The 26505-nt window shown below is 63.8% G+C and carries 20 protein-coding genes and 1 pseudogene; 12 read left to right on the top strand and 9 right to left on the bottom strand.

Annotated features, from left to right (window positions below):
* Positions 1–8: 8 nt before the first annotated feature.
* The gene (locus AC56QX_RS19825; protein WP_497110137.1) at positions 9–755 is read left to right on the top strand and encodes a helix-turn-helix transcriptional regulator; all 747 of its coding nucleotides are present in this window, start codon (positions 9–11) and stop codon (positions 753–755) included.
* A gap of 141 nt (positions 756–896) precedes the next feature.
* Entirely contained in the window at positions 897–1781 is an 885-nt protein-coding gene (locus AC56QX_RS19820) for an NAD(P)H-binding protein (protein ID WP_497110136.1), read from the top strand.
* Here the strand turns inward: AC56QX_RS19820 and AC56QX_RS19815 are convergent.
* Positions 1778–4267 carry a mechanosensitive ion channel family protein gene (locus tag AC56QX_RS19815; RefSeq protein ID WP_497110135.1) on the bottom strand — a complete coding sequence of 830 codons (2490 nt, stop codon included), beginning with the start codon at positions 4265–4267 and terminating at the stop codon, positions 1778–1780. The two genes, AC56QX_RS19820 and AC56QX_RS19815, sit on opposite strands and share 4 nt — an antisense overlap.
* Positions 4268–4473: 206 nt before the next feature.
* Here AC56QX_RS19815 and AC56QX_RS19810 point away from each other — a divergent pair, with 206 nt between their 5' ends.
* The 5 genes and pseudogenes from AC56QX_RS19810 to AC56QX_RS19790 all read left to right on the top strand — a co-directional run bounded on the left by AC56QX_RS19810 (position 4474) and on the right by AC56QX_RS19790 (position 11240).
* A complete protein-coding gene (locus AC56QX_RS19810) occupies positions 4474–5733 on the top strand; it encodes a sarcosine oxidase subunit beta (protein ID WP_497110134.1) in 1260 nt (419 codons plus the stop codon).
* Between the two features lie 9 nt (positions 5734–5742).
* Positions 5743–6039 carry a sarcosine oxidase subunit delta gene (locus tag AC56QX_RS19805; RefSeq protein ID WP_497110133.1) on the top strand — a complete coding sequence of 99 codons (297 nt, stop codon included), beginning with the start codon at positions 5743–5745 and terminating at the stop codon, positions 6037–6039.
* Positions 6036–9044 carry a sarcosine oxidase subunit alpha gene (locus tag AC56QX_RS19800; protein ID WP_497110132.1) on the top strand — a complete coding sequence of 1003 codons (3009 nt, stop codon included), beginning with the start codon at positions 6036–6038 and terminating at the stop codon, positions 9042–9044. Before AC56QX_RS19805 ends, AC56QX_RS19800 begins: the two co-directional genes overlap by 4 nt.
* A pseudogene (locus tag AC56QX_RS19795) lies at positions 9037–9623 on the top strand (sarcosine oxidase subunit gamma). Before AC56QX_RS19800 ends, AC56QX_RS19795 begins: the two are co-directional and overlap by 8 nt.
* Positions 9624–9797: 174 nt before the next feature.
* Positions 9798–11240 carry an MFS transporter gene (locus AC56QX_RS19790; RefSeq protein ID WP_497110131.1) on the top strand — a complete coding sequence of 481 codons (1443 nt, stop codon included), beginning with the start codon at positions 9798–9800 and terminating at the stop codon, positions 11238–11240.
* Positions 11241–11276: 36 nt separating this feature from the next.
* Here AC56QX_RS19790 and AC56QX_RS19785 read toward each other — a convergent pair whose 3' ends face one another.
* On the bottom strand, positions 11277–11981 hold the full coding sequence (locus AC56QX_RS19785; protein ID WP_497110130.1) for a nitroreductase: 705 nt from the start codon (positions 11979–11981) through the stop codon (positions 11277–11279).
* Between the two features lie 180 nt (positions 11982–12161).
* Between AC56QX_RS19785 and AC56QX_RS19780 the strand changes: the two genes are divergently transcribed.
* The 5 genes from AC56QX_RS19780 to AC56QX_RS19760 are packed head-to-tail and all read left to right on the top strand — an operon-like array spanning position 12162 to position 19747.
* Positions 12162–12749 carry a helix-turn-helix domain-containing protein gene (locus tag AC56QX_RS19780; RefSeq protein WP_497110129.1) on the top strand — a complete coding sequence of 196 codons (588 nt, stop codon included), beginning with the start codon at positions 12162–12164 and terminating at the stop codon, positions 12747–12749.
* Between the two features lie 21 nt (positions 12750–12770).
* A complete protein-coding gene (locus tag AC56QX_RS19775) occupies positions 12771–15224 on the top strand; it encodes a GcvT family protein (RefSeq protein ID WP_497110128.1) in 2454 nt (817 codons plus the stop codon).
* On the top strand, positions 15221–16126 hold the full coding sequence (locus AC56QX_RS19770; protein WP_497110127.1) for a homocysteine S-methyltransferase family protein: 906 nt from the start codon (positions 15221–15223) through the stop codon (positions 16124–16126). The genes AC56QX_RS19775 and AC56QX_RS19770 overlap by 4 nt, the downstream gene beginning before the upstream one ends.
* A complete protein-coding gene (locus AC56QX_RS19765) occupies positions 16119–17300 on the top strand; it encodes a pyridoxal phosphate-dependent aminotransferase (RefSeq protein WP_497110126.1) in 1182 nt (393 codons plus the stop codon). Before AC56QX_RS19770 ends, AC56QX_RS19765 begins: the two co-directional genes overlap by 8 nt.
* Positions 17297–19747: a GcvT family protein gene (locus tag AC56QX_RS19760; RefSeq protein ID WP_497110125.1), complete on the top strand. Its 2451-nt coding sequence runs from the start codon at positions 17297–17299 to the stop codon at positions 19745–19747. Before AC56QX_RS19765 ends, AC56QX_RS19760 begins: the two co-directional genes overlap by 4 nt.
* A gap of 142 nt (positions 19748–19889) precedes the next feature.
* Here the strand turns inward: AC56QX_RS19760 and AC56QX_RS19755 are convergent, their stop codons facing one another.
* From AC56QX_RS19755 to AC56QX_RS19725, 7 genes are read right to left on the bottom strand one after another with little or no spacing between them, the layout of a single operon-like run.
* A complete protein-coding gene (locus AC56QX_RS19755) occupies positions 19890–20477 on the bottom strand; it encodes an NAD(P)H-dependent oxidoreductase (protein ID WP_497110124.1) in 588 nt (195 codons plus the stop codon).
* Complete coding sequence (locus tag AC56QX_RS19750; protein WP_497110123.1) at positions 20477–21058, bottom strand: NAD(P)H-dependent oxidoreductase; 582 nt, start codon at positions 21056–21058, stop codon at positions 20477–20479. Before AC56QX_RS19750 ends, AC56QX_RS19755 begins: the two co-directional genes overlap by 1 nt.
* Positions 21058–22461, bottom strand: a complete 1404-nt coding sequence (locus AC56QX_RS19745; RefSeq protein ID WP_497117813.1) for an FAD-binding oxidoreductase — start codon at positions 22459–22461, stop codon at positions 21058–21060. The genes AC56QX_RS19750 and AC56QX_RS19745 overlap by 1 nt, the downstream gene beginning before the upstream one ends.
* A complete protein-coding gene (locus AC56QX_RS19740) occupies positions 22461–23762 on the bottom strand; it encodes a cytosine deaminase (RefSeq protein WP_497110122.1) in 1302 nt (433 codons plus the stop codon). The genes AC56QX_RS19745 and AC56QX_RS19740 overlap by 1 nt, the downstream gene beginning before the upstream one ends.
* A gap of 4 nt (positions 23763–23766) precedes the next feature.
* Positions 23767–24618, bottom strand: a complete 852-nt coding sequence (locus AC56QX_RS19735; RefSeq protein ID WP_497110121.1) for an ABC transporter permease — start codon at positions 24616–24618, stop codon at positions 23767–23769.
* On the bottom strand, positions 24605–25429 hold the full coding sequence (locus AC56QX_RS19730; RefSeq protein ID WP_497110120.1) for an ABC transporter ATP-binding protein: 825 nt from the start codon (positions 25427–25429) through the stop codon (positions 24605–24607). Before AC56QX_RS19730 ends, AC56QX_RS19735 begins: the two co-directional genes overlap by 14 nt.
* A gap of 12 nt (positions 25430–25441) precedes the next feature.
* On the bottom strand, positions 25442–26446 hold the full coding sequence (locus AC56QX_RS19725) for an ABC transporter substrate-binding protein (RefSeq protein WP_497110119.1): 1005 nt from the start codon (positions 26444–26446) through the stop codon (positions 25442–25444).
* Positions 26447–26505 lie beyond the last annotated feature (59 nt).

The following is a 26505-nucleotide window of genomic DNA, read 5'->3' as shown; positions in this document are numbered from 1 at the left end:
CCCATTATGTGCCCGCATCCATCAATCATCGGCTGGGGATCCACGTCGGCGCGCCAGTCAACGCGTCGTGCCACTGCGACGGAAAGCATCACCGGCGAGTCCAGTCGGATGGCGACATCGATATCGTGCCCGCCGGGCTCGACGGCGACTGGGAAGACGACGCCGACTGCACCATTCTGCGGCTGTGGGTCAGCCCGGCGCTTGTTCGACGTGCCGCCGAGGACCTCGAGATCGATCCGGACCGGGCCGTCGTCCATCCGCAGTTCCAGCGCCGCGATCCGAGGATCGAACATATCGCCCATGCGTTGGCGACCGGGCTCAGCCCGGACATCCCATCCGACCGGCTGTATTTCGAAAGCCTGGCCAAGGCGCTCGCGGTACAGCTCATCCAGGGTGCAGGCTCGAAGTCAAACGTTCCGGCCAGGCAAACGCTTTCCTTCGGCCAGAAGCGCAGGCTGACCGATTTCATCGAGGCCAATCTCGACCAGGACCTTTCGCTGGATGATTTGGCGCAAGTGGCTGCCATCAGCGTCTCGCATCTGAAAGTGCTGTTTCGCCGCACCTTCGGCATGCCGCCCCAGCAATATGTCATCCATCGCCGGGTCGAGCGGGCCAGGGCCCTATTGCATCAGGCGAAAATGCCGCTCAGCCAGATCGCGCTGGAGGCAGGCTTTTCACATCAGAGCCACATGGCGCAAAGCATGAAGCGCATCCTCGGCGTCACGCCTGCCGCCCTGATCCGCATGCAGCGATAGTCGGCGGTCCGGCATTTTTCGCCGCCTTCGGCTTTCGTAGCCAACCATCCGTTTTTGTCTTCCGCCGTCCATACCTGGGCGACCCAGGCCCGCCCATCAGGCATTCCTGACATCCCATTGGTCAGATTGAAGGATACGGGCATGTTTGTTGTGTTGGGCGCTACCGGGAAGATCGGACGGGCCACGATTGGTGCACTGCGTCGACATGGCGTTCCGGTCAGGGCCGTGGTGCGAAACCCGGCGCATGCCGAAGAGTTTCGTGCGCTCGGTTGCGAGACAGAAATTGCCGATCTGCGCGATGCGCCGGCATTGGCGCGGGCAATGAAGGGCGCGACCGCTGTTCAGGTCATCTGTCCCACCGGCGTCCGCGCCGATGATGCGTCGGCGGAGATGTCGTCCACCATCCGGTCCATCGTCATCGCACTGGATCAGAGCCGGCCGAAAAGCATCCTGGCGATTTCGGACTATGGCGCCCAGCTTGCCGCCGGCACCGGCATCACGCTCACTTTCCATCATCTGGAATCGCAGCTGAGGACAATTCCGGTGGCGCTGACGATGCTGCGCTCCGCCGAGCACATGCAGAACTGGAGCCGCCTGCTCGGCCGCGCGATCGAGACCGGTGTGCTGCCGAGCTTGCATCATCCCGTCTCCAAATCCTTCCCGACGGTCTCGGCCGGCGATGTCGGCCTGATGGCGGCCGATCTCCTCCTGTCGGGCAATGGCGATACGCTGCGCGTGGTCCATGCCGAGGGGCCTGATCGTTACAGCGCAGCCGATGTGGCGCGGACGCTTGGCGAGATCGCCGGCCGCGAGATCATAGCCCGCGAACTACCAAGGCAGGACTGGGTTCCCGCCCTCACCGGTGGCGGCATCACCACGAGTTACGCCGAACTGGTCGCTTCAATGTTCGATGCCCACAATGCCGGCCGCATCGATGTGGAACACGGCGTCGGCGAGATCAGGCGTGGCGAGACCGATCTTCGCACGGCATTGTCCGCGCTGATCGAGAACCGCGAACAAGTCTAGTCGGGATCGGGCTTGCGCAGCTTGCGTCCTGATTTGGCAAGCTTTTTCGCTTCGGCCGCGGCGTCCGCCTTCGCCTGCTGCTGGTCGGCAAAGTCGGCCTCGATCTTGTCGTCGTCGGTCGGCCAGGCCTTCGCATGCTTGGTCTCGATAACGGCGCGCGGCGTCGAGGGGATTTCGATATGCTGGTCGCTGAATTTTTCCAGCACCGCGAAGCGGACGTCGTTTTGCACGATGTTGCCGTTCATCACATCGGCCAGGAACACACGGATCTCGAATTCGAGCGCCGCGGGACCGAAGTTGGAAAACAGCACGAAGGGTTCCGGGTTCTTCAGCACCATCGGGTGGCTGCGTGCGATCTCGAGCAGGATGGCGTGGACCTGCTTGACGTCGCTGCCATAGGCGACGCCGACCTTGATGTCGATGCGACCGAGCTTGTTGCGGTGCGTCCAGTTGCCGACGGCATTGTTGATCAGGTTCGAATTGGGCAGGATCACCGACTGCCGCTGGAACGTCTCGATCTCGGTGGCGCGCACACTGATCTTCTTGACCGTGCCGCTGACGTCACCGGCGACGATCCAGTCGCCGACTTTGAACGGCCGCTCGGCCAACAGGATCAGGCCCGAGACGAAATTCGACACCACATTCTGCAGGCCAAAGCCGATACCGAGGGAAAGCGCACCGGCGACCAGCGCCAGGCTGGAGAGATCGATGCCCGCCGCTGATATGCCGACCAGCCCCGCCAGCGCCACGCCGGCATAGCCGACCGCCAGCCGGATCGAGTTGCGCACGCCGGTGTCGACCTTGCCGCGCGCCATCACCGAGCCGTCGAGCCAGCCCTGGAACCAGCGCGTCAGGAAATAGCCGATGACGAAGACGACGATGCCCGAGAGGATGCCGGTGACCGAAATCGTCACCGAACCGATATTGATCCCGGTCGCGAGCTTATAGGCCCAGGCCTGGATGTCGCCGGGCTGGAATCCCCACATCAACAGGATCAGCGGCAGGAAAACCAGCACGATCAACAGGTTGATGGCAACACTGACGACGAGGCCGAGCTGGTCGAGTGCCGTGTCCTCGTAGCTGGAATTGGTCGACAGCCAGCGCCCGACAGTGGTGTTGGCGAAAGCCCCCTCCTCGCCGATCGCGCGCGCCGACAGGAAGCCGATATAGGCGGTGATCAGCGCCGTGCCGGTGACCACGACTTGCAGCGAGACGAACAGGGCAAGACCGATATAGCCAAGCAAGGCGGCTATGATGGTGAACAAGCCAAGCGCCAGCGCCAGATAGCGCAGCCATGCCGGCCACGGTCGCCAGCTTCCGTCACGTGCCTTGAACGGCCGCAGCATCGCCATCAGGATCAGGATGATGCCGACGATGATGGTGGCGACGAAACTGCGCGCGATGGTCAGCGACAGCGGCGAGCCCATCTTGTCGTTGACGACAGACAGGAAGGTGTTGACTGAGATGACCACGGCCATGGCGGTGGACAGGCGCACCAGCCAGCGCGCCGGCACGGTTTCGACCGGGATGAGGCGCCAGTTCGGCAGCCGCGGCTCAAGCGCCGCATTGGTCAGCCGATTGACGCAGAATATCACACCGATGGCAGTCGCGAGCGCATTGAGGAACAGGCCAATGTCGCCGCGCAACACATTATAATAATTGAAAAAGAAGATGGTCGAGCCAAGAAACGCGCCGACCGCCAGCGTCGGCAGCAAGGTGGACCAGAAGGCCACCGACAAGCGGCTAAGATAGGACGGGTCTTCATTGGCGGGGTCGGCCTCGAACACGCGCCCAAACAGGCGCCTGCCGCCGACCAGCAGCACCAGCGCCAGCCCGAGCGCGACGAAGGTTGCCGCCAGGATGGCCTGGAACTTGAACTTGAAAGCGAAGCTCAGCCAGGACGACACTGCCTTGTAAAAATTGGCGTATTCGTCCTGGGCGTCAGAAAACACCTGCGGGCTCAGCGCATCCGACAGCACGTAGCGTTTGGTCAACAGGTTGCGGAACAGCTCGCTGCGCATATTGCCGATCTTGTCGATCAGCCCGCTGATGCGGATCGACAGGTTCTGCGCGGCGGCGACGACCGCGTTGATCTCGGCCTTTTCCGACGCCAGCGCCTGGCGTTCGCCGGTCACGATGTCGGGCTCCTGCGGCTGGCCCGCCGCCGGCGGCGGGCCGAGAACCTCGATGCGATTGTTGATGTCGGTGAGCCGCGAACGGAACGCCAGCGCACTGGTCAATGCCGCCCGCGACAGGTCCTCCAGTTGCAGACGGATATCGACGAGTGAGGAATCGTCCTCGGCGTCCTGCTGTATTTTCTTCTCGAGATCGTCCGTCTTGGCCGTCAGCCCCTGGATGACTTTCTGCTGATCGGTGATCAAGCCGGCGGAGCCCTGGCCAAGCGCCTGCGCCATCGCCTCGAACGAAGGCTGCGCCGAAACGACGAGCGCGAGGATCAGGAAGAGGCGAAGCAATCGAAAAAGCATGATTTGTTGGCGACTCATGGGCGGCAAAGGCATTCAAAAAGCCTGTCCTTGATAAAGACGGCCATATCATGGGGCAAGCCGTCGCATCCGATCGCGCTCGGATCGCGATCCGAGCGTCGGCCAGTCGAAAGGCCATGGCGCAATATTGGCTTTGCGGATGCGGCCTGCTCTATAGTCTGCCGCATCGCCCGAACCGGATGACAATGATGGCAGAGTACTCGGCCTTTTCGCTGCTCGCGAACGCGCTCAAGGGAAACAAGGACTGGAAGCCGGCCTGGCGCAAACCGGATCCCAAGGCTTCCTATGATGTCATCATCATCGGCGGTGGCGGTCACGGTCTGGCGACCGCCTACTATCTGGCGAAGGAACACGGCATCACCAATGTCGCGGTGCTGGAAAAGGGCTGGCTCGGCTCCGGCAATGTCGGCCGCAACACCACGGCCGTGCGCTCGAACTACCTGCTGCCGGCCAACACCCGCTTCTACGAGCATTCAATGAAGATGTGGGAGAACCTCTCGCACGAGCTCAACTACAACGTCATGTTCTCGCAGCGCGGCTGCCTGAACCTGGCGCACACGCCGGCCCAGTTCGACGACTATGCCAGGCGTGGCAACGCCATGCGCCATCTCGGCGTCGACGCAGAGCTGATGACGCCGGCCGAGATAAAGCGCCTGATCCCGGCGCTCGATATTTCCAGCGAGGCCCGTTTCCCGGTTGTCGGTGGGCTGATGCAACGGCGCGCCGGCACCGCCCGTCACGACGCTGTTGCCTGGGGTTATGCGCGCGGCGCCGATCGGCGCGGCGTCGACATCGTCGAGAACTGCGAGGTCACCGGCTTCCTGCGCGATGGCGACCGCGTCACCGGCGTCACCACCTCGCGCGGCGATATCCGCGCCAAGAAGGTGGCGGTCGCCGTGGCCGGCAGCACCGGACGCGTCATGCAGCTTGCCGGCATCGAGACGATGCCGATCGAGAGCCACGTGCTGCAGGCTTTCGTCACGGAATCGCTAAAACCCTTCATCGATACGGTCGTGACCTTCGGGATGGGCCATTTCTACATGTCGCAGTCCGACAAGGGTGGCCTCATCTATGGCGGCGATATCGACGGCTACAACAGCTACGCCCAGCGCGGCAATTTGCCGATCGTCGACGAGGTGATGAGCGAGATGCTGGCGCTGTTCCCGGGCCTTGCCCGCGTGCGCATGCTGCGCTCCTGGGGCGGCGTCTGCGACATGTCGATGGATGGCTCGCCGATCATCACCACCGGCCCGCTGCCCGGCATGTATCTCAACTGCGGCTGGTGCTATGGCGGCTTCAAGGCGACGCCGGCCTCCGGCTGGACCTTTGCCTGGACCATCGCCAAGGATGAGCCGCACGATTTCAACGCGCCGTTCACGCTCGACCGTTTCCACCGCGGCCTCGTCATCGACGACAAGGGCCAGGGCGCGAATCCGCGACTGCATTAGGAATAATCGATGCTCATCACTTGCCCCTATTGCGGCCCGCGCGACGTCATCGAATTCACCTACCAAGGTGACGGCAACCGCGAGCGGCCCGATCCCGCCTCGCAGAATCTCGAGGCTTGGAATGCCTATGTCTACGATCGGCTGAACCCGGCCGGCGACCACAATGAGATTTGGCAGCATTCCGGCGGTTGCCGCGCGCATCTGAGGGTCGTGCGCAACACGCTGACGCATGAGATATCCAGCGTTGCCTTCGTGCGCGGCGATCATGGCTCAGCCGCGCGCCGGAAGGCGGAGGACAAGGCATGAGCCCGCGCCGCACCGACACTGGCGGCCGCATCGACCGGCTGAAGACCATCCGCTTCACCTTCGACGGAACGGCTTATACCGGCCATGCCGGCGATACCTTGGCGTCCGCGCTGCTGGCCAAGGGCGTCACACTCTTCGGGCGCTCGTTCAAATACCATCGCCCACGCGGCCTGCTGACCGCTGGCGTCGAGGAGCCCAACGCGCTGGTGACGGTGCTGAAGGGCGAGGTGCGCGAGCCCAACATCCCGGCAACCATGGTCGAGATCCATGACGGGCTGGTGGCGATCAGCCAGAACCGCTTCCCCTCGCTGGCCTGGGATATCAATGCCGTCAACCAGCTCGGCGGCAAGATCCTGTCGGCCGGCTTCTATTACAAGACCTTCATGGGGCCGGTGGTCGGCCCGCTGAAAGGCACGCGTTTCTGGATGTTCTGCGAGCATTTCATCCGCCGCGCCGCCGGTCTCGGCAGCGCGGGATCGGCGAAAGACCCCGCCCGCTACGAGCGCATGAACGCCTTTTGCGACGTGCTGGTGGTTGGCTCCGGGCCGGCCGGACTGATGGCCGCCAAGGCCGCCGCCGATCAGGGCGCCCGCGTCATGCTGGCCGATCTCGAACCGCGTTTTGGCGGCTCGACCAGTTGGTCCGATGAAACCATCGACGGCGCGCCGGCCGCGGATTGGGCGCGCCGCACCGTCGCCCAGCTCGAAGGCCGCGACAATGTCCGGCTTTTGCCGCGCACCACGGTCTGGGGCTACTACGACAACAACACGCTTGCCGCACTCGAACGGGTCAGCGACCACAAGGAACAGCCCGCCAAGGGCGAGCCGCGCCACCGCTATTGGGCGATCCGCGCCAAGTCCGTGGTGCTGGCCACCGGCGCCTTCGAGCGTCCCCTGATCTTCCCGGGCAATGACAGGCCGGGCGTGATGCTGGCCCATGCCGCCGAGCGCTACGCCAACGAGTTCGGCGTGCTGCCGGGCGAGCGGATCGCACTGTTCACCAACAATGACAGCGCCTACCGCGCGGCCGTCGCCCTGAAAAAGGCAGGTGCGGCGATCGTCGCCATCGCCGACGTCAGGTCCGAGCTTTCGGCCGAAATGCGCAAGCTGGCGACGGAGGCCGAAGCCGAACTGTTGGCCGGCCATGCCGTCATCGCCACCGAAGGCGGCAGGGCGGTCTCCGGCGTCAAGGTCCAGCGTTTCGACATGGTCGCCGGGGCGCTGAGCGGCGATGAACGCAGCATCCATGCCGACTGCCTGCTGATGTCAGGCGGCTGGTCGCCGACCATCCATCTGGCCAGCCAGGCCGGCGCCAAAGCGGAGTGGAATGCCGCGCGGCAGGCTTTCCTGCCGCCGAAGCCGACGCAGCATTGGCCAACACAACAATGGATTGGCGCCGGCGCCTTTACCGGCAGTTTTTCCACCGCCGAGGCGATCGCCGAAGGCCGCGCCGCCGGTCTTGCTGCCGCAGGTGGAACGAGCACGCCGGCGGCTTTGCCCACCGTCGAGGCCGTACCCGGCGACCCCGATCCGGCCCCTGTCTTCGAGATCAGGGCCAAGGGCAAGAGCTTTGTCGATTTCCAGCACGACGTCACGGCGGAAGATGTCCGCCTGGCGCATCGCGAAGGCTTCGTCTCGGTCGAGCACCTGAAGCGCTACACCACGCTTGGCATGGCGACCGACCAGGGCAAGAGCTCCAATGTTCCCGGCCTTGCCATCATGGCCGAGGCATTGGGCAAGCCGATCCCCGAGGTCGGCACGACGCGTTTCCGGCCGCCCTTCGCGCCGGTCTCGATCGGTTCGCTGGCGGCCGAGCGCTTCGGCGACCTGAAGCCTGAGCGGCTGACACCAATGCATGATTGGCACCTCGCCAATGGCGCGACAATGTATTCCGCCGGCCTCTGGTACCGGCCGATGATCTACGGTCTTTCAGGCGAAACCATCGAGCAGGCCTATGTGCGCGAAGCCAAGGCGACGCGCGAAAGCGCAGGCATCGTCGATGTCTCGACGCTGGGCAAGATTGCCGTACAGGGTCCTGACGCCGCCGTATTCCTCGACCGCGTCTACACCAACATGTTTTCGACGCTCGCCGTCGGCAAGGCGCGCTACGGCCTGATGCTGCGCGAGGACGGCCTTGCCTTTGACGACGGCACCACCTGGCGGCTCGGCGAACAGGATTTCCTGATGACCACCACCACGGCCAATGCGGGCAAGGTGATGCAGCATCTGGAATATTTCCTCGACGTGATCTGGCCGGAGCTGAAAGTGCACGTCACCTCGGTGACCGACGAATGGGCGGGTGCCGCGATCGGCGGGCCAAAGGCCAGGCAGATCCTCGCCGCCTGCGTCACCGGAACCGCGGTCGACAACGCCACCTTGCCCTTCATGGGCATCGTACGTGGCGAAATCGCCGGCGCGCCGGTGATGATTTGCCGGCTGTCCTTCTCCGGTGAAATGGCCTTCGAAGTCTATTCCGGCGCCGGCCATGGTACCCATGTCTGGCAAGCTCTGGTCGAGGCCGGCAAGCCGTTCGGGCTGGTAACCTACGGGCTCGAGGCGCTGGGCACGATGCGCATCGAAAAGGGCCATGTCACCGGCGCCGAGATCGACGGCCGCACCACGGCGCGCGACCTGCATCTCGACTGGATGCTCTCGAAGAAGAAGCCGTTCATCGGCTCCGCGATGATGGACCGCGAAGGCCTGATCGCGTCCGACCGGCTAGAACTGGTCGGCCTGATCGCGCTCGACAACCGGCCGCTCAATGGCGGCGCGCACATTGTCGAAGAGCTTGACGAGGCCAATCCGCACGGCTCGATCGGCCACATCACCGCCTGCTGCTATTCGCCGGCGCTCGGCAAGCATATCGCGCTGGCGCTGGTCGAGGGCGGCAAGGCAAGGCACGGCACCCGCGCCCATGTCTCCGATCCCTTGCGCAACCGCTTCGGACCGGTCGAGATCGTCTCCAACCATTTCTACGATCCGGAAGGGACCCGCATGCATGGTTGAGCGCCAATCCCCCTCGAGCCGGAGTTTCATGTCGGCTCGCACGGCAATTTCGAGCATGGCGTCGAGATCATCCTCACCGAAACGCGGCCGGGCTCGATCGTGCAGCTCGCCGCGTGGCCGGGCGAAGAGAAGACGCTGATCGCTGCCATCCGCACCGTCACCGGGCTTGCCCTGCCCGACGGCGCCGGCGGGGGCTCTAGCGACGGCGTGAAATCGGTGTTCGGCTTCGCGCCGGGAAAATTCACCGTGGCCGATGAGGCCGAAGGGCTGGCCGCTTCCTTCGCCAAGATGGTGACTCCGGCCATCGGTACGGTGACCGACCTGTCGCATGGCCGCACCGCCATCCGCATCGCCGGACCGAAGGCCGAATGGGTGCTGGCGAAATTCTTCGCCATCGACTTCGCGCTGCCGGCCTTCCCGGTCGGCGCCGGCCGCTCGACCACCCATCACGATGTCTTCGCCCAGATCCAGCGCACCGGCGCCGACCAGTTCGACATCTACGTCTTCCGCTCCTTCGCGCGCTCATTCTGGAAGGCGCTTTGCCATGCCAGCGAGGAAGTCGGCTACGAAGTACAATAAGCGTTGCGGCCAGATTGCGGCCCCCGCTGCTTCTGGCCTCAATGCCGACCGGGTTCTGCCGCTAGAGAATCGCGCCGCGGGCGGCCATGGTGGAAAAACGTGGCCGCCAGATCGGCCCAAGGGGTATAAAAATCCCGTCTCAGACTCGGCACATTCGTTGGTTCGAACATCCCCATGACCGCAGAACTATCCGCCGGCGCCCCGGATCGCGCCGATGTGTCGGCCAGAGCCTTGCTCCTGCTGCCGCTGACGGTCGCTTGCGGCGTGTTCATGACCAGCCTCGACCAGAACGTCGTGGTGACGGCGCTGCCCGGCATCGGGGAAAGCCTCGCCCGCCCGCCGAGCCAGCTCGGCCTGTTGATCACCGTCTATGTCGCCAGCCTGATCATCTCTATGCCACTCGGCGGCTGGGCCGCCGACCGCTTCGGCCTGCGCAACGTCTACTGCTTTGCCTTGCTGGTGTTCGCCGGCTCATCGGCGCTGTGCGGGCTGTCCGACAACATCTGGATGCTTGTCGGCGCCCGCGCTCTGCAAGGCTTCGGCGGTGCGCTGATGGGCACGCTTGGCCAGGTCGTCATATTGTCCAGCTTTCCGCGCAGCCGGACGCTCAAGGTCAACATGTATATCTCGGTGGCCAGCCAGACCGGGCCGCTGGTCGGACCGCTCGTCGGCGGCGCGCTGACCACCTACATCTCCTGGCGCTGGATTTTTTTCATCAATGTGCCATTCGCGCTGGCTGCAGCAATCCTTGCCGCATCGCTGTTCCCGACAGTGACCAAGCCCGTGCGCACGCGCTTCGATTTTCCAGGCTTCCTGCTGGTCGGCAGCGGCATGATCCTGCTGGTCTTCGGCATGGACTCGCTTGCCGCCAAAGACGCGGTCGGCGGCATGATCGCCGGTGAGTTGGCGCTGGCGGTCGTCATCCTGTCGATCGCCTCGCTCTACTGCCTGCGCGTGCCCAACCCCCTGCTCGACCTCAAGCTCCTGCGCATCCGCACCTTTCGCATCTCGTTCCTCACCGGCGGCGGCCTGGACACGATCGGGCTGAGCTCCGTCGCCTTCCTGCTGCCGCTGATGTTCCAGCTCGGTTTCGGCATGAGCGCTGTGCAGGCGGGATCGCTGACCTTCGTTGCCGCGCTCGGCTCCGTCATCATGCGGTTCTTCATGCCACGCGTCCTCAACCGGTTCGGTTTCCGCCGCGTGTTGGTCTTCAACACGCCGGTCATTGCCACCATGGTTGCCGGCTTCGCCTTGATGCAGGCGACGACGCCGGTCTGGATCGTGCTTGGCTACATCTTCGTTTTCGGTGTTTTCCGTTCCATACAATGGGCTTCGACCGGAAACCTCGCCTATTCCGACATCGCGCCGGAACAGCTCGCCCGCTTCAGCGCGCTCTACTACATCCTCTGGCAGTTGGCGGTGGCAATCAGCGTTGGCCTGGCGGCTGCCATGCTGTCGTTCCTGGCTGGCGGCGGGCCTGCCGTGACCAACGATTTCCGCATCCTGTTCGCAATCGAAGGCGCCATCACGCTCTGCGCGCTGCTTGCCTATCTGAAGCTGACGCCGCAGGACGGCGCCCATGTCAGCGGCCATGGGATGCAGATGAATACCGAATAGCCGGCACGGTCCGCCAAGTCTCTTTCGGCGGCCGCTCTATTCGCTGAACGTCACCCACTCTTCCAGCGGCACGCGGTCGGTGCGGAAGGCGTTTTCCGGCTTGGACGTGTCCTCGTAGCCCAGCGCCATGCCGCAGACGACGATCTCCTCATCGGGAATGTTGAGCACCGGCCGGATCTGCCGGTGATAGGGCGCGAAGGCGGCCTGCGGGCAGGTGTGCAGGCCCCTGCCCCGCGCCGCGACCATGATGTTCTGCAGGAACATGCCGTAGTCGATCCAGGAGCCCTGGTTGAGGCGGCGGTCGATGGTGAAGATCATGCCGACAGGCGCATCGAAGAAGACGAAGTTGCGGTCGTGCTGGGCACGCATCTTGTCGACCTCGCGGCGGCCGATGCCGAGCGCGCCATACAGGCCGAAGCCATTGGCGCGTCGCCGTGTCAGATAAGGCTCGAAGAACTGAGTCGGATAGTAGCGGTACTCGTCCCAATCGGCCTTTTCGGCGCGGATCCCGGAATTCAGGATAGCATCCGATATCTGTTGCTTGGTCTCGCCCTTGGTAACGTAGACCCGCCACGGCTGCATGTTGGTGCCGGACGGGGCGCGTGCCGCAACCGCCAGAATGTCCCGGATCGTCTCGTCGTCGATCATATCGGGCAGAAACGCGCGCACAGAACGGCGCGACACGATCGCCTCATCGACGATCTCGGCCTCATCGGCGATTCGAGCCTTCTTTTCCAACATGGGCCGTCCCTTAGCCTTTGTATCGATCGGACGTCCCCACTCGCCGCTCACGGCGGAGCCTTTGCATGAACCGTCAAAATCCTGCAAGTAAATCTTGAGCATCGGTGAAATTCTGCTTGATTTTTTCATGAGCTTGATTTCTCATGAAATTCGGATTGAAATTTTCATGAAGAGCGCGTTTTGCCCTCCACTACCGCACGAACATTGCAGGGACCTGACGAACGCGTGCTGGCCGGCGATATCAGGGCGCTGCGCCGGGCACGCGGGCTGACGCTCGCCGAGATCGCGCTGAAACTCGGCCGTTCGGTCGGCTGGGTCAGCCAGGTCGAGCGCGGCCTGTCGACGCCATCGCTCAGCGACCTCAGGGCCTTTGCCGAACTGTTCGGCGTGCCGATCAGCCTGTTCTTCAGCCATGACGTGCCGGTCGAAAGCGAGCGCGGCGTCGTGGTGCGGGCCGGCAGGCGCCGCACGCTTGGCACCAGCGAATCCGGCCTGGTGGAAGAACTTCTGTCGCCCGATCTCGGTGGTAGCTTCGAGATGGTGCGCTCAATCTTCGCGGCGGGCGCGGAGATGAAGACCGAGCAGCTGCGGCCGACCGAGGAAGCCGGCTATATCGCCTCGGGTATTTTCGAGATCGAGATAGCTGGTATCTGGCACCGGCTCGGCGAAGGCGATTCCTTCCGCTTCGAAGGCAAGCCCTATCGCTGGCGCAATCCGGGCACCGAGCCGGCGGTCATCATCTGGGTGGTTTCGCCACCGGTTTATTGAGTCAAATTCTGGGAGACAAACATGGCGGGTTTGCCGAGCACGGCGCGCGTGGTGATCATCGGAGGTGGCGTTGTCGGCACCTCCTCGCTCTATCATCTCGCCAGGGCGGGCTGGACCGATTGCGTGCTTCTGGAAAAGAACGAGCTGACATCAGGCTCGACCTGGCATGCCGCAGGCAATGTGCCGACCTTCTCCTCGTCCTGGTCGCTGATGAACATGCAGCGCTATTCGACCGAGCTTTATCGTGGGCTGGGCGCTGAAGTCGACTACCCCATGAACTACCACGTCACCGGTTCGCTGCGGCTTGCTCATTCGAAGGAGCGCATGCAGGAATTCCAGCGCGCCAAGGGCATGGGCCGCTATCAGGGCATGGACATCGACGTCGTCGGCGTCGACGAGATCAAGCGCCGCTACCCCTTCATAGAGACGCATGATCTGAAGGGCGCGCTCTACGACCCCAGCGACGGCGACATCGACCCGGCACAGTTGACCCAGGCGCTGGCCAAGGGCGCACGCGACATGGGCGCCAAAATCATCCGCTTCTGCCCCGTCACCGGCGTGCGCCGCGAAAACGACGAATGGGTGGTTGCCACACCGCAGGGCGAGATCCGCTGTGAGATCGTCGTCAACGCCGCCGGTTACCGCGCCGCCGAGGTCGGCAAGATGTTCGGCCGCGAGGTGCCGATGATGGTGATGAGCCACCAATACATCCTGTTCGAGGAAATTCCCGAACTCGCCGTATGGTCGAAGGAACAGGGCAAGAAGCTGCCGCTGCTGCGCGATGTCGACACCTCCTATTACCTGCGCCAGGAAAAGGCCGGCATGAATCTCGGCCCCTATGAGCGCAATTGCCGCGCGCATTGGGCTACCCACAACGACCCGATGCCGGAGGATTTTTCCTTCCAGCTCTTCCCCGACGATCTCGATCGGCTGGAACATTACCTGGCCGACGCCGTCGCCCGCGTGCCGATCCTCGGCACCGCCGGCCTGTCCAAGGTCATCAACGGTCCGATCCCCTATGCGCCGGACGGCAATCCGCTGATCGGCCCGATGCCCGGCGTGCCCAATGCCTTCGAGGCCTGCGTCTTCACCTTCGGCATCGCCCAGGGCGGTGGCGCCGGCAAGGTGCTCGCCGAATGGGTGACGCAGGGCCAGACCGAGTGGGACATGTGGTCCTGCGATCCGCGCCGCTTCACTTCTTTCGCCGCCGCACCCGACTACTGCGTCGCCAAGGGTCTCGAAATCTACGGCAATGAATACGCCATCCAGTTCCCGCGCCATGCCTGGCCGGAAGGGCGCGACCGCAAGCTGTCGCCGATCCACGACCGCATCAAGGCGTTCGGTGCGCGCTTCGACGCCTATAATGGCTGGGAGCGTGCCACTTGGTACGCGAAGGACGGCGACGACATCTCCGAGGAAGCCACGCTGACCTTCCGCCGCGACGGACCGTGGCAGCATCGCGTGCGCGAGGAATGCTTGGCCGTGCGTGACGCCGCCGGCATTTTGGACCTGCCCGGCTTCTCGCGCTTCAACCTCGAAGGCCCCGGGGCCGCCGAATGGCTGAGCCTGCAGGTCACCGGACTGGTGCCGAAGCCCGGCCGCATCGGCCTCGTCTACTTCGCCGACGACAAGGGCCGCATCGTCACCGAAATGTCCGTCGTGCGCCACGACGGGAATGTGATGACGCTGATCACCGCCGCGGTCGCGCAATGGCACGATTTCGAGTGGCTGAAATCGCGTATGCCCAAGGGCGCATCGTTCAAGCTGATCGACCGGACTGAGGAATTCTCCACCCAGATCCTGGCCGGCCCCAATTCGCGAAAAATCCTCACTGATGTCTGCGACGCCGACCTCTCCTTGCCGTGGCTGACACATCAGGAAACGAAGATCGCCGGCCGCTGGGCCAAGCTCGTGCGTGTTTCCTTCGCCGGCGAACTCGGCTGGGAAATCCACACCAGGGTCGACGACACCGCCGCCATCTTCGATGCCGTTTGCGCGGCAGGGCAACAGCATGGCCTGAAGCCGTTCGGCATGTACGCTCTGGATTCACTGCGGCTCGAAAAGGGTTACCGCACCTGGAAAGGCGATCTCTCGACCGACTATTCCATCCTGCAGGGTGGGCTCGAGCGCTTCGTCAAATGGGAAAAGCCCGACTTCCGTGGTAAGGCCGCGCTGCAGAACGAAAAGCAGCAAGGCGTGAAGAAGCGCTTTGTCACCCTGGTCGTCGAAAACCCCGGCGATTGCGACGCACCCTACATGTCGACGCTGTGGCATGGCGGCCAGATCGTCGGCGAGACCACGTCAGGCGGCTGGGGCCATCGCATCGACAAGTCGATCGCGCTCGGCATGTTGCGCGTCGATTTGACCGAGCCCGGCACATCAGTCGAGGTCGAAATCTTTGGCGACCGTTTCAAGGCGATCGTGCAGAACGACGAACCTTTGTGGGATCCGAAGAACGAAAGACTGAGAGCATGAAGAAAGTCATCCTCACCGACGGTGGTATGGGCCAGGAACTGGTCCGTCGCAGCAAATCCGAGCCGACGCCATTGTGGTCGGCCAGGGTGCTGATCGACGAGCCCGATCTGGTGCGCGACCTGCATGCCGAATTTATCCGTGCCGGCGCCCGCGTCATCACCATCAACACCTATTCGGCGACACCCGAACGCCTGGCGCGCGAGGGCGCCGAGGACCTGTTCAAGCCCCTGCAGAAACGTGGCATCGAACTGGCCAGGCAGGCTCGCGACGAGGCCGGCGACGCAGCGATCGCCGGCTGCCTGTCTCCGCTTTTCGGCAGCTACGCCCCGGCGCTGACCATCTCTTACCAGGAGACGCTCGACATCTATCGCCGCATCGTCGCCGAGCAGGCCGACGGTGTCGATCTCTTCCTGTGCGAGACCATGGCGTCGGCCGATGAAGCGCGGGCGGCCGTCACCGCAGCCTCTGAGAGCGGCAAGCCGGTCTGGGTGTCGTGGACGCTCGCCGATCACGGCGCGCCACGGCTGCGCAGCGGCGAAACAATAGCTGCCGCGGCCAGCGCGCTCGATGGCCTGCCTATAACGGCGCGGCTGCTCAATTGCTGCCGGCCGGAAGCGATCGCCGCCGCCTTGCCTGAACTGATCGATCTCGGCGGCCCGGTCGGCGCCTATGCGAATGGCTTCACCTCCACGGAGGCGCTCAAGCACGGCGGTACCGTCGACGTGCTGCATGCCCGTCACGACCTCAGCCCGGACGCCTATGCCGAGCAGGCAATCGGCTGGGTGGAGGCAGGTGCCGACATCGTGGGCGGCTGCTGCGAAGTCGGACCGCCGCACATTGCCGCGCTGCGCGATCGACTGCAGCAGGATGGTTACGAAATTTCGGGAGTTTTGCATGCCTAGACCATCGTCTCGCATTTCCGGCATTGTCCCGTCGGGCAAGGATGGCTGGGAAGTCCATTCCGCCGCCTGGGCTCGCAAGGCAGCCGGCGAGAACATCATCATGCTGTCGGTCGGCGACCATGATTTCGACACACCTTCCCAAACGATCGAGGCCTGCGTGGCCGCGGTTCGCGGCAGCAATCATCATTACACACCGCTGCCCGGCCTGCCGCGCCTGCGCCAAGCAATGGCAGCAGCCTCCAGCGCCTGCACCGGCGTCGAGACGACGCCCGACCAGGTGATCGCCACGCCGGGCGGCCAGGCGGCCCTCTACGCGGCTGTGCAGGCCGTGCTCGACCAGGGCGACCACGCCATCGTCGTTGCCCCCTACTACGCCACCTACCCCAACACGTTCAGCGCCGCCGGTGCCAGTTTCACCGTGGTCGAGACGCCGGCCGAGGATGGTTTCCAGCCGCACGCCGACATGATCCGGGCTGCGCTCAAGCCCAACACACGCGCCATCCTGATCAACACGCCGAACAACCCGACCGGTGCGGTCTATTCGCGTGAGCGGCTGGAACAGCTGGCCGAAATCTGCCGTGAGCATGACCTCTGGCTGCTGTCGGACGAGGTCTACTGGACGCTGGGCGGTGGCGAGCACGTCTCGCCGCGCTCGCTGCCCGGCATGGCCGAGCGCACGTTGGTCATCAATTCCATGTCCAAGAGCCATGGCATGACTGGCTGGCGCATGGGCTGGCTGACCGGGCCTGAAGCGATGATCACGCTGCTCATCAACCTCAACCTGGTGACTACCTACGGCCTGCCGGCCTTCATCTCGGTCGCCTGCGCCGAGGCGCTGGAGAACCATTACGGCGTGAAGGACATCGCCGAGCGCTACGCGGCGCGCCGCACCGTCTTCCTCGATGCCGTGCGCGGCATGAACGACGTCAGTGTGCGCGGCTCCGAAGGCGGCATGTATGTCATGCTCGACATATCCGAGGTCGAACCCGACGACGAGAAATTCGCCTTCGCCTTCCTCGACAAGGAGAATGTCGGCGTCATGCCGGGCTCCAGCTTCGGCGAGGCCGCCGCCGGCCACATCCGCATCAGCCTCTGCCAGCCGGAGCCGATCCTGCAAGAAGCAGCACTTCGGCTGCGCCGTTTTGCTTCCAGCTACCGCCGTGAGGCCGCATGACCACCAAGTCCATCCCCACCAAAGCAAGGGCCGTCATCATCGGCGGCGGCGTTTCCGGTTGTTCGGTCGCTTACCATCTGGCCAAGCTCGGCTGGACCGACATCGTGCTGCTGGAACGCAAGCAGCTGACATCGGGCACGACATGGCACGCCGCCGGCCTGATCGGCCAGTTGCGCGGCTCGCAGAACATGACGCGCCTGGCGAAATATTCGGCCGACCTCTACGTCAAGCTGGAAGCCGAGACCGAAGTCGGCACCGGCATGCGCCAGGTCGGCTCGATCACCGTGGCGCTGACCGAGGAGCGCAAGCACGAGATCTACCGGCAGGCGTCGCTTGCCCGCGCCTTCGATGTCGATGTGCGCGAGATTTCACCCAACGAAGTCAAGCAGATGTACCCGCATCTCAATGTCTCCGACGTCGTCGGCGCCGTGCACCTGCCGCTCGATGGCCAATGCGATCCCGCCAACATCGCCATGGCTTTGGCCAAGGGTGGGCGCCAGCGCGGCGCCACCATCGTCGAGAATGTGAAGGTGACGAAGGTTCACACCAAGGCCGGCCGCGTCACCGGCGTGTCCTGGGCACAGGGCGAGGAACAAGGCACCATCGAAGCCGACATTGTCGTCAACTGCGCCGGCATGTGGGCGCGCGAACTGGGCGCCCAGAACGGCGTCACCATCCCGCTGCACGCCTGCGAGCATTTTTATCTCGTCACCGAGCCGATCCCCGGCCTCAGCCGCCTGCCGGTGCTGCGCGTGCCGGACGAGTGCGCCTACTACAAGGAAGATGCCGGCAAGATGATGCTCGGCGCCTTCGAGCCGGCGGCCAAACCCTGGGGCATGGACGGCATCCGCGAGGATTTCTGCTTCGACCAATTGCCTGAGGATATGGACCATTTCGAACCGATCCTTGAAATGGGCGTCAACCGCATGCCGATGCTGGCCACCGCCGGCATCCACACCTTCTTCAACGGTCCCGAAAGTTTTACGCCCGACGACCGCTACTATCTCGGCGAGGCGCCGGAATTGTCTGGCTACTGGATGGCGACCGGCTACAATTCGATCGGCATCGTCTCCTCCGGCGGCGCCGGCATGGCGCTGGCGCAATGGATCAACGACGGCGAAGCGCCGTTCGACCTCTGGGAAGTCGACATCCGCCGCGCCCAGCCGTTCCAGAAGAACCGCCGCTATCTCAAGGAGCGCGTCTCCGAAACGCTCGGCCTGCTCTATGCCGACCATTTCCCTTATCGGCAGATGGCGACATCGCGCGGTGTGCGCCGCTCGCCCCTGCATGAACACCTCAAGGCGCGCGGCGCGGTGTTTGGCGAGGTCGCCGGCTGGGAGCGCGCCAACTGGTTCGCCCGCGAAGGACAGGAGCGCGAATACCGCTATTCCTGGAAGCGGCAGAACTGGTTCGACAACCAGCGCGAAGAACATTTGGCGGTCCGCAACAGGGTCGGCCTGTTCGACATGACCTCGTTCGGCAAGATCCGCGTCGAGGGCCGCGACGCCTGCGCCTTCCTGCAACAACTGTGCGCCAACGATATGGACGTGGCGCCGGGCAAGATCGTCTACACGCAGATGCTCAACCAGCGCGGCGGCATTGAGAGCGATCTCACCGTCTCGAGGCTGTCGGATACGGCATATTTCCTCGTCGTGCCGGGTGCCACGCTGCAGCGCGATCTCGCCTGGCTGCGCCGGCATGTCGGCGAGGAGTTCGTCGTCGTCACCGACGTGACCGCGGCCGAAAGCGTGCTCTGTCTGATGGGCCCGGATGCGCGAAAGCTGATCCAGAAAGTCAGCCCCAACGATTTCTCCAACGAGAACAACCCGTTCGGCACGTTCCAGGAGATCGAGATCGGCATGGGCCTCGCCCGCGCTCACCGCGTCACCTATGTCGGCGAACTCGGCTGGGAACTCTATGTCTCGACCGACCAGGCAGCCCATGTCTTCGAGGCGATCGACGAGGCGGGTGCTGATGTCGGCCTGAAACTCTGCGGCCTGCATACGCTCGATTCCTGCCGCATCGAAAAGGCCTTTCGGCATTTTGGCCACGACATCACCGACGAGGACAATGTGCTGGAAGCCGGTCTCGGCTTCGCGGTGAAAACCGCCAAGGGCGACTTTATCGGCCGCGATGCCGTGCTGAAGAAGAAGGAAGCCGGATTGAACCGCCGCCTGGTCCAGTTCCGGCTGAAAGACCCGCAGCCCCTGCTCTTCCACAACGAGGCGATCCTGCGCGATGGCAAGATCGTCGGCCCGATCACCTCAGGCAATTACGGCCACCATCTCGGCGGTGCGATTGGGCTGGGCTATGTGCCGTGCCAGGGCGAGAGCGAGGCGGATGTGCTGGCCTCATCCTACGAGATTGAGATCGCCGGCGAGCGTTTCGCGGCGGAAGCGTCGCTGAAGGCGATGTATGATCCGAAGGCGGAACGGACAAGGATGTAGCGCCTCTTCCTTCTCCCCGTTTACGGGGAGAAGGTGCCCGAAGGGCGGATGAGGGGCGGCGCCAGCATTCGAAAGTTCGTGCTGCCCCTCATCTGCCTGCCGGCATCTTCTCCCCGTAAACGGGGAGAAGGACGCTAATTCCTCAAAACCGCTCCAGCTTCGCCCTCACCTTCGCCAGAAACGCCGCCCGCGTCTTTGGTGTCGAGGCATCCATCAGATAATGTGCCAGGAAGAACGTCTTGCAGCGCGTCGCGCACAGCGCCCGCATGCCGCGCAGCAACGTCTTGCGCCCCGGTTGTCCGACGACGACGCTCCACCAGGTCGGCGCGCCGCAGGTGGTGATGACGCCGACCTTGGTGACATGCGTCATCAGCGATTTGATCCGCCCCTTGCCCACAGGCAGCTTGAAGGCAACATCCGTCGCCCAGACCCGATCGAGCCAGCCTTTCAGCATCGCCGGCAGCCCGTACCACCAGGTCGGATAGACGAACAGGATCGCTTCCGCCCAGGCGAGCAGTTCGAAATGCGGCTTCAGCGCCGGATCCTGCGGCGCCTGGTTGTTGTAAGTGCGCCGCTCCTCGCAGCCCATCACCGGGTCGAATTTCTCGGCATAGAGGTCGAGCAGCCGCACCTCCCAGCCCCTTGCCTTCAGCACATCGACGGCGGTGTCGCGAATGCTTGCACAAAAACTTTCCGGCACCGGATGGCAATAGACCACGAGGACCCGCATCAGAACGCATCCATGCTCGCCGCAACCTTCGTCATGAAGGACTTCCGTGTTTCGTCGGTCGACAGATTCATTGCGTAGTGCGCGAGGTAAGTCACAGGTGCGCCCGGCTTTACCGTGGCGCGCAGCATGCGCTTGATCAGTTTGCGCGGCGGATCGCCCATCAAAATGGCGCGGAACCGGCTGCCGCCATAGGTGGTGACCGCCGCGACCTTGCGGATGTTGTGCAGCGATGGCTGCACCTTGCCGTCGACCAGCCTGAACGACACGCCGGGCAGCAAGACACGGTCGAAAAAGCCTTTCAGGATTGCCGGGAAACCGTAGTTCCAGACCGGATAGGAAAGCACCAGCGCATCGGCCCGCAACAGGCGATCGACATAAGGTGCTGCTGGATCCCCGGAGCCGCGCGGGTTGTGATAGTCCAGCCTCTCTTGGCGCGTCAGCCGCGGATCGAAATCCTCGGCATAGAGATCGCAGTCATCGACCGCATGCCCCGCCGCCGTCAGCCGCTCGACGATCAACCGGTGCAGGCCGGCATTGAAGCTGGTCTCGACCGGATGGGCGTAGAGGACGAGGATGTTCATCAGCCTGCCTTTTGCAGTCCCTTGAACAGAAAAGTCCGGCCCGAACGATAGTCATAGTCCGGGTTTTCCCAGGCGATCATCTTGCCGGGGTTGAGCAGGCCCTGCGGGTCCGTCTCGCGCTTGAAGGCGAGTTGCACGGCATCCGTCTGCTTCATGCCGCCCTCCTCCAGCGTATAGCGGTGCGGGTTGAAGATCGGGCAGCCATTGTCCTCATGCAGGCGCACGATCTCGTCGAGCCGCGCCTCGGTGGTGAACTTCACCAATGGCAGGCCAAAGCAGGTGATGTTGCCATCCAGCCGCACGAATTCGAGATGCGAGAACACTTCGCCCGGAAACATCGCATCCATCTTCTCGACCAGCGCCAACTGGTTGGGAAACGGGTAGAGCGACTGTAAATATGTGACCGAAGGGTCCACGCGTAGCGCTCTCAGCGTCGTGTGGTTCCAGGCCAGCTCATAGGCCGGCGGCAGGCCCTTTTTCTCCTCGGGCGTCGCGGTGGCGGCATTGAAGATCACCTCGCCGCCGGCGCGCCGGGTGAAGGCGAGGAACGCATCCAGCCCATGCTGCGCCACCATGACGACGCAGATGCTTTGCCCCTCCCTGAAAAATTTCTGGTGCCGCTTGAAGTAAAGCTGCGGCACGGGTGCCGCGATCGGCGTGATCAGCTTGGTCAGGATACCGTCCTGGCATGCCAGCTTATTGCCATAGCGCGCCGCATCCATGAAGGCATCGAAGCCGACAATGACGTCGACCCACTCATAGGCCGCGGTCAGCGGCATCTCGACTTCGGTGATGATGCCGTTGGTGCCGTAGGCGTGGGTGACCTTGTGCAAATCCTCGCCGGTGAGTTCGAGCGCCTTCGGCTCGGCCTCCATGGTCACGACGCGCAGCCGCAGCACATTGCCGAAATCGCGCAAGCCGCCAAAATTGATCGAGCCGACACCGCCCGAGCCGCCGGCGATGAAGCCGCCGATCGAGGCAGTGTTGTAGGTGGAGGGCGATAGCCGCAGCTCCTGCCCGGAATGCGCCCGCGTCGCCTTGTCTATATCGGCCAGCACCGCGCCCGGCCCGGTGACCACGCGCCCCGGCGCGATCGACTTGATCTCGTTCATCTCGGCAAGGTTGAGCACGACACCGCCCGACAATGGCATTGCCTGCCCATAATTGCCCGTACCGCTGCCGCGCGGAGTCACCGGCACGCCATGCCGATGACAAGCGGCAAGCACTCGGATCAGTTCGGCCTCGGTCTTCGGCGTCACAATCAGGTCGCCGGTAACATGGTCGAGTTGCTGTTTCAGCACCGGGCTGTACCAGTAGAAATCCCGGCTCTTCTGCTGGACGATGGCCGGATTGTCGTCGAGTTTCAGCCCGTCGAGATCACGTTTGAGCGCCGAAACATCCATCATTCCACCATCAGTTCGTCGAGCTCGGCATAATCGGGCAATTGCCGCTCGATCGCGCGGCCGGCGCGCACGACGATGCGATCCGATTCGGGCCGCGACAGCAATTCGGTCCAGCTTCGACCTTTAAACAGGATGAAGTCGGCGTCGCCGCCGGCGGCAAGCGTGCCGAAACCATCGAGCCGCATCACCTTGGCCGGGGTCGCGGTGACCGCTTGCGGCCAGTCGGCGACCGGATGATCGAAATGCAGGATGCGCGTCGCCATGCGGTACACCTCCAGCATGTCGAGATCGCCATAGGCATAGAAGGGATCGCGCGTGTTGTCGGAAGCGACGGCGACCGGAATGCCCCTCGCCTTCATCTCATGCAGCAGCGTCACGCCACGCCAGCGCGGCGTGGTCTGGTCCCCGCGCCGATCCTGCAGATAGAGATTGCACATCGGCAGCGACACCACCGCCAGCCCCGCCTTCGCCACCTTGTCCAGCGTGTCCAGCACCTCAAGATCGGGCTGGCGCGCCAGCGAGCAGCAATGGCCGACGAGGATCTTGCCTTCGAAGCCGCTCCAAAGTGCCGCCTCGGCGATCTTCTTCAGCGAGATCGCCGCGACGTCGTCGGTCTCGTCCGCGTGGAAATCGAGGTCGAGCCCATGCTTGATCGCCTGCGCGAAGACATGATCGAGCAGCTCTTCCAGATCCGGCACCATATAGGTGACGACACCGAGCACGCCCTTGGCGGCGGCAACCCGTTTCGCCAAGCTGTCGAACCATTCCTTGTCGCGCACGCCCTCGATGCCGAGCAGGCAGGCGCCCTGCAATTCGATGCGACCGCGCCAGGTCTCGCGCATCGTCTCGAACACCGGCCAGGAGATCTCCTCCTGCGGCGCGACGCTGTCGAGATGGGTGCGCAGCGCCCTGGTGCCATGCGCGTAGGCGGAGCGCAGCGAGAAATCCATGCGCTTGGCGAGGTCCTCGGCGCTCCAGCGCGCGACGCGGTCGGCGCCGGCGGCATTGAGCGCACCCATGAAGGTGCCGTCGGGATTGGGCTTTCGCGGCCAGATATGGCCCTTGTCGATATGCGTGTGGCAGTCGACGAAACAGGGCAGGATGATGCGGCCGGCAAGGTCGATCGCGTCGGCTGGCGCCGCTGCCCGATCATGCGCTGCAATGCCCGCGATCTTGCCATCGGCGACAGTGATGTCGACCAGCGCAAAGCCGTCCCCGTCATAGGCGGCGGCAAGCCCCGGCGTCAGCGATGCGTGAACACGGGCATTGGCGAGCCGGTATGAAGCTGAGTCTGGAATCAAGGCACTACCGCTCCTGCTTCAGCGCGCTTTCGTGCCAGCGCCGCAAAATGAGATGCGAAATCAGCGACAGCACGAGGAAGATCAGGATGCCGGTCAGCGAGATCAGGAACAGCGCCGCGAACAGCCGTGGCGCGTTGAGCCGGTAGCCGGCCTCGATGATCCGCGAGGCGAGCCCCGACGACTGGCCGGTGGTGCCGGCGACGAACTCCGCCACCACGGCGCCGATCAGCGACAGGCCGCCTGCGATCTTCAACCCGCCGAGGAAATACGGCATCGCCGCCGGCAGTCTGAGATAGCGAAGTTGCTGCCAGCGCGTCGCGCCATTGAGCTTGAACAGGTCGCGCAGATTGCGGTCGACGGAGTTGAGGCCGAGCGTGGTGTTGGACAGGATCGGGAAGAAGGCGACGATCCAGGCGCACAGCAGAAGCTTGGTCGTCTGGTTGTTCACATAGATGTTGATCAGCGGAAAGATCGCCACGATCGGCGTCACCTGCAGCACGATGGCGAACGGGAAGAACGACATCTCCACCCATTTCGACTGCGTGAACAGCACTGACAGGCCGACGCCGCCGATGACAGCCAAAGCCAGGCTGAGGAAGGTGATGCGCAAGGTGACCAGCAGCGAGGAGAACAGCAGGCCAGCGTCGTTGAAGAGTGTCTGCAACACCACGCCGGGGCGCGGCAGGATGTATTGCGGGATCTCGTTCCAGACACAGATGCGGTCCCACAGGCAGATCGCCAGGATCATGATCGCCAGCGGCAGAACCCAGCGGCCGATGCGTTCAAACTGCTCTTGGCGCACGCGGCGCGCTTCCTCGGGATCGAGTTGGAGCACCTGCTCGTCAATGACCGTCATGATGCGCGCCTGCTGTTGAATTGATGGCAGTGACCAACACGTCCGAGGCCTGTCGGCAAAGCGCCGCATAGTCCGGCGAGGTGCGAAACACCTCGTCGCGCGGATAGGAGGCCTCGATGGCAAGTTCGTCGAACACCCTGCCCGGCCGCGCCGCCATGACGACGACGCGATTCGACAAAAACACGCTTTCAAAGACGCTGTGGGTGACGAAAACGACGGTGAAGCGTTCGTCCTGCCATAGCTCCAGGAGATCGTTGTTGAGTTTGAAGCGCGTGATCTCATCCAGTGCGGCGAACGGCTCGTCCATCAACAGCACGCGCGGCTTGGTCACCATGGCGCGCGCGATCGACACGCGCATCTTCATGCCGCCCGACAGTTCGCGCGGCACCGCGTCCTCGAAGCCGGTCAGGTGCACCCGCGCCAGCATCTCGGTGATCGCCGGCGCCGCCTTGGCGCGGGAAATGCCTTTTAGCCTGAGCGGCAGCCAGACATTGTCGAAGACGCTGGCCCAGGGCAGCAGCGTCGGCTCCTGGAAGACGAAGCCGATATTGGCGCGGTCGAGCGAGCCGCCGCCGCGCCAGTCTAGCACGCCGGAGGTCGGCGTCGACAGGCCGGCGATCAGCCGCAGCGCCGTCGACTTGCCGCAGCCGGACGGCCCGAGCAGGCTGAGGAAATCGCCTTCCCGGATGGTCAGGTCGACAGCGCTCAGCGCCGTCACGCCGTTGGAAAACACCTTGCCGACGCCGCGCAGCGCCAGCAAGGTCGGAGCGACGTCCGATGCCGGCGCTCGCGCCACTTTTTCCCCTATCATGCCCAGGCTGGCCTATTTCTTCAGGTCGAGCCCGACGCCCTTGTTGACGAAGGCCAGCGTGTAGGCCTTCGTGATGTCGATGCCTTCAGGCGTGACCTTGGCCTTGACCATCTTGTCGTAGAAGCTCTTGATCCGCGCATCGGTCATGGCGCCGATGCCGAGCTTCTCGGTGTCGCCGGAATCGGCAAGGCCGAACTTCTTCATCTGGTCGATGGAGAAGGCGATCTGGTCGTCCGTCATGTCAGGATTGTCTTTCTTGATCATGTCGTTCGCGGCTTTGTTGTCGCCGTAGAGGTATTTGTACCAGCCCTTGGCCGAGCCATCGACGAAGCACTGGACAACCTCCGGCTTCTTGTCGATCGTGTCCTGCATCACCTCGATCGTCGTCGAATACGTATCCCAGCCATAGTCAGCGAGCAGGAACTGGTTCGGCACGAAGCCGCCTTCCTTCTTGACCGCGAACGGCTCCGAGGTGACGTAACCCTGCTGGATCGACTTCTTGTTGGCGAGGAACGGAGCGGTGTTGTAGGTGTAAGGCGCGCGCTTGGCGGCGTCGAAGCCGAGCGCCGTGACCATCCACTGGAAGAAGGTCTGCACGCCTTCGTCGCCCAGTATGTACTGGTCGGCGTTCTTCAGATCCTCCCATTTGTCCAGCCCCTCGCCGGGGTGGGACATGATGACCTGCGGGTCCTTCTGGAAATCGGCGGCCACGACGCGCATCGGAATGCCTTGCTGGACGGCGTCGAAGGCCGACAGCAGATTGCCGCCCATGTAGAAATCGATCTTGCCGGCCAAAAGCATCGGCCGGCCGCTGACCTGCGGGCCGCCCTGCATGATGGTGACGTCGAGACCGCAGGCGGCGTAGGTGCCGTCCGCCACGGCCTGGTAGTAGCCGCCATGTTCCGGCTCGGCCAACCAGTTGGTGCCGAAGGTCACCTTTTCATTCGCCACCGCACCCAGCGTGCTGGCGGCAAGCAAGGCCACCACCGCGACCGAGATCTTCTGTTTTGCGTACATCGACAACCACCCTCTGTTTGCTCCGGCGCCACGCGCCAGGCTCGACACCAAAGATCCAA

The organism is Mesorhizobium sp. RCAM 06353 (genome assembly GCF_059683585.1).
The sequence above is the reverse complement of the archived record's forward strand: the minus strand, read 5'-3'. Positions and strand labels throughout refer to the sequence as shown.

Coding starts and splice junctions, on each gene's coding strand:
- AC56QX_RS19805 (WP_497110133.1), top strand. CDS start 5,743: ATGCTCATCACTTGCCCCTATTGCGGCCCGCGCGACGTCATCGAATTC.
- AC56QX_RS19800 (WP_497110132.1), top strand. CDS start 6,036: ATGAGCCCGCGCCGCACCGACACTGGCGGCCGCATCGACCGGCTGAAG.
- AC56QX_RS19730 (WP_497110120.1), bottom strand. CDS start 25,429: ATGATAGGGGAAAAAGTGGCGCGAGCGCCGGCATCGGACGTCGCTCCG.
- AC56QX_RS19765 (WP_497110126.1), top strand. CDS start 16,119: ATGCCTAGACCATCGTCTCGCATTTCCGGCATTGTCCCGTCGGGCAAG.
- AC56QX_RS19770 (WP_497110127.1), top strand. CDS start 15,221: ATGAAGAAAGTCATCCTCACCGACGGTGGTATGGGCCAGGAACTGGTC.
- AC56QX_RS19790 (WP_497110131.1), top strand. CDS start 9,798: ATGACCGCAGAACTATCCGCCGGCGCCCCGGATCGCGCCGATGTGTCG.
- AC56QX_RS19775 (WP_497110128.1), top strand. CDS start 12,771: ATGGCGGGTTTGCCGAGCACGGCGCGCGTGGTGATCATCGGAGGTGGC.
- AC56QX_RS19760 (WP_497110125.1), top strand. CDS start 17,297: ATGACCACCAAGTCCATCCCCACCAAAGCAAGGGCCGTCATCATCGGC.
- AC56QX_RS19755 (WP_497110124.1), bottom strand. CDS start 20,477: ATGCGGGTCCTCGTGGTCTATTGCCATCCGGTGCCGGAAAGTTTTTGT.
- AC56QX_RS19785 (WP_497110130.1), bottom strand. CDS start 11,981: ATGTTGGAAAAGAAGGCTCGAATCGCCGATGAGGCCGAGATCGTCGAT.
- AC56QX_RS19815 (WP_497110135.1), bottom strand. CDS start 4,267: ATGCTTTTTCGATTGCTTCGCCTCTTCCTGATCCTCGCGCTCGTCGTT.
- AC56QX_RS19820 (WP_497110136.1), top strand. CDS start 897: ATGTTTGTTGTGTTGGGCGCTACCGGGAAGATCGGACGGGCCACGATT.
- AC56QX_RS19745 (WP_497117813.1), bottom strand. CDS start 22,461: ATGGATGTTTCGGCGCTCAAACGTGATCTCGACGGGCTGAAACTCGAC.
- AC56QX_RS19735 (WP_497110121.1), bottom strand. CDS start 24,618: ATGACGGTCATTGACGAGCAGGTGCTCCAACTCGATCCCGAGGAAGCG.
- AC56QX_RS19750 (WP_497110123.1), bottom strand. CDS start 21,058: ATGAACATCCTCGTCCTCTACGCCCATCCGGTCGAGACCAGCTTCAAT.
- AC56QX_RS19725 (WP_497110119.1), bottom strand. CDS start 26,446: ATGTACGCAAAACAGAAGATCTCGGTCGCGGTGGTGGCCTTGCTTGCC.
- AC56QX_RS19810 (WP_497110134.1), top strand. CDS start 4,474: ATGGCAGAGTACTCGGCCTTTTCGCTGCTCGCGAACGCGCTCAAGGGA.